Origin of the sequence: Streptomyces sp. NPDC051183 (genome assembly GCF_040682455.1) — a bacterium.
Lineage (GTDB): Bacteria > Actinomycetota > Actinomycetes > Streptomycetales > Streptomycetaceae > Streptomyces.
The window spans coordinates 1-2,245 of sequence record NZ_JBFBBA010000112.1 but is presented as its reverse complement, the minus strand read 5'-3'; the positions used below and the strand labels follow the sequence as shown (position 1 = coordinate 2,245).

The window sequence follows — 2,245 nt, the reverse complement described above, 5'->3', positions numbered from 1 at the left end:
CACGACTCGATCTGCTCGACCGTCAGCGATTGATCACACAGTCACAACAACGAGCACCGACACCAACCGTCACGCCACATGCGGTTGCAGTATTAGGCCCCGTATCTGCTCGACGAAGGTACGGCGTTCGCAGCCCAAGTTTCCGCAGGTGAACCGCCGGACCCTCAGTTGAAGGACGACCCGTCGGCCTCCGCTGGGAACATCAGCAGGAAACCGCAGGTAGGAACCGTGAACCCGGTTCGACCAGGTGCCACAGACCGGGCACACGGCGCCGTCGGCCGTGGATTGCGCATCAACGCGCACTATCGTGATGTTCACGTCTACCGACAGCACCGCAACGTCCGCGATCGACGGGAACAACAACTCCGTCAGCCGGAGCAGGACCTCTTCCACGGCTTTGTACATTCAGCCCGACTGCGTTGCCCAGGGATCATTTTCAGGCGACTTCACCCACAGCTCGAAGCGGCCCAGCAGTCACTGAGAGTGGCCGCTTCACAGAAGTTGAGCCAGAACCCGTTCTCGTGAACATCGCCTCTCGCAGCCGCCAGGTGCCTCCCGGAGCCGTGAACAGGTGCTGTCGGAAGTCGTGGACAAAGCCAATCAGCAGAGGCTTACCGCTAACCACGTCCTGATTGATCCCCGAGGCCGTATGCAGTCCCCGACTTGCAGACCGATCTCGCGCTGGCCCGCCTGGTCGGCGAGTGCCGGGAGGCGATGCGCCCCTTCCCGATCACCCCGACGGATGACGACACGCTGCACTGCACCATCGAGATGGTCGCCGACACCACCGCCGACAAGATCACGGCCGAGGAACGCGACGAACTCGCCACCGCCCTTCGCGAGCACCTCACCGGCGCCGGGCCGCTGGAAGTCACCGCTGGCAGCCCGGTCGCCAACCGTGCCGGTGCATTCCTGGACCTGTCCCCCGACGAGGGCCTAGTCGATCTGAAGGAGCGGGTCCGCGCCGCCATCCGCGAGGTCCGCGGGCACGGCGCACTGCTCCACGACGGCGGCCGACCTCACATGTCGCTCGGCTACGCCTGGGCCGAGGCATCGTCCGACACCCTGCAGACCGCACTGCGCCGGATCTCGCCCAGCCACACCCCGTTCCACATCACCGAACTCCGCCTGCTCGACGTCCTGTTCCAACAGGGCCCCCGCCCTGGCGGGCAGACGGCCTGGGAACTGTCCTGGGAGTCAGTGGCGACGATCCCGCTCGCGCATGGCTCCACCAACACCCGGCCCTGACAGACCGCAACCTGACCCGCCCCGGTGCGCAGTCCCGTCCGACTAAGCAGGTCGGGACGGAGCACCGGTAGCGTGCCGGGAACCGACCGACGACACGGAAGGAGTCCGCACGGAGATCAGCGTTCTGTCACCCTGGGTGGCAGCGCGGTCACCGCCGTGCCGCGACAACATGGGAAGGCGGCCACACATGGCACAGGACCAGGGCAAGATGCTGCGGGACCGGTTCGACGAACTCAACACGGACGGCACCGGTGTCAGCCAGAAAGACGTTCGCGCTCTTCTCGTGGACCAGGGCGGGTGGAAGGCGGCTGATGTCGACGTGGTCCTGCGCGAAGCCACTGGTGGCACTGACGCGCGGATCGACACCAACACCTTCCGCAGCATCGTTCCAGTGGATCTGGGGACGCCGACGGAGCAGAGCAAGCGGATGCTGGACGCGTTCAAGGCCATCGACACCGACGACACCGGATTCATCACGGAGGCTGAGTTCCGCCAACTCCTTCTGAACTGGGGCGACCCGCTGACCTCGCCGGAGGTTGATGAGCTCATGAAGGAGGTCACCGTGGACAGCGAGGGGCGGATCAGCTACGACTCGTACGTCACCGCGATCGTCACCGGCTACCCCCTGGCCTCTGCATAGCGGCCGGACCGCGCGCCTGGCCAAGCCGGTGCCCCCGCCGTGGTCGGCGGGGGCACCGGCTTTGTCCTGCGGCGACCGAAGCGGTCTGACGATCCGTCCCGCGTTGGCAGGTGCCCTCGCCGCTGCGAAGATCACCGCTGCACTAGATACCAGCAACCGTTCTGCACTTCGATGGCGAGCTGTCGTCGCCAGGTCGGAACCTGAACAGTCAGCGTCACGAACAAGTCTGCGATGCATCACCGCAGGTCAGCGGCGTCACGAAGGTGCTGTCACGTTGTCGGTGGGGTGATCGTCTGAGGGCGTGAGGAAGCCGTTGGCGGCTGGTTGCTCAGGCTTCGGAGGGCACGCCGGCGGCGC

The 2,245-nt window shown here is 65.8% G+C and carries 3 protein-coding genes; 2 read left to right on the top strand and 1 reads right to left on the bottom strand.

From position 1 onward, the window contains the following. Positions 1–69: 69 nt before the first annotated feature. Positions 70–405, bottom strand: coding sequence for a transposase family protein (locus tag AB0M99_RS37660; RefSeq protein ID WP_365928764.1), 336 nt, complete (start codon positions 403–405; stop codon positions 70–72). 258 nt (positions 406–663) lie between these two features. On the opposite strand from AB0M99_RS37660, the gene AB0M99_RS37655 reads away from it, so the two are divergent. After that, a complete protein-coding gene (locus AB0M99_RS37655) occupies positions 664–1,248 on the top strand; it encodes a 2'-5' RNA ligase family protein (protein ID WP_365928762.1) in 585 nt (194 codons plus the stop codon). A 187-nt stretch (positions 1,249–1,435) separates the two neighbouring features. After that, complete coding sequence (locus tag AB0M99_RS37650; protein ID WP_365928760.1) at positions 1,436–1,888, top strand: EF-hand domain-containing protein; 453 nt, start codon at positions 1,436–1,438, stop codon at positions 1,886–1,888. The last annotated feature ends 357 nt before the right edge of the window (positions 1,889–2,245 follow it).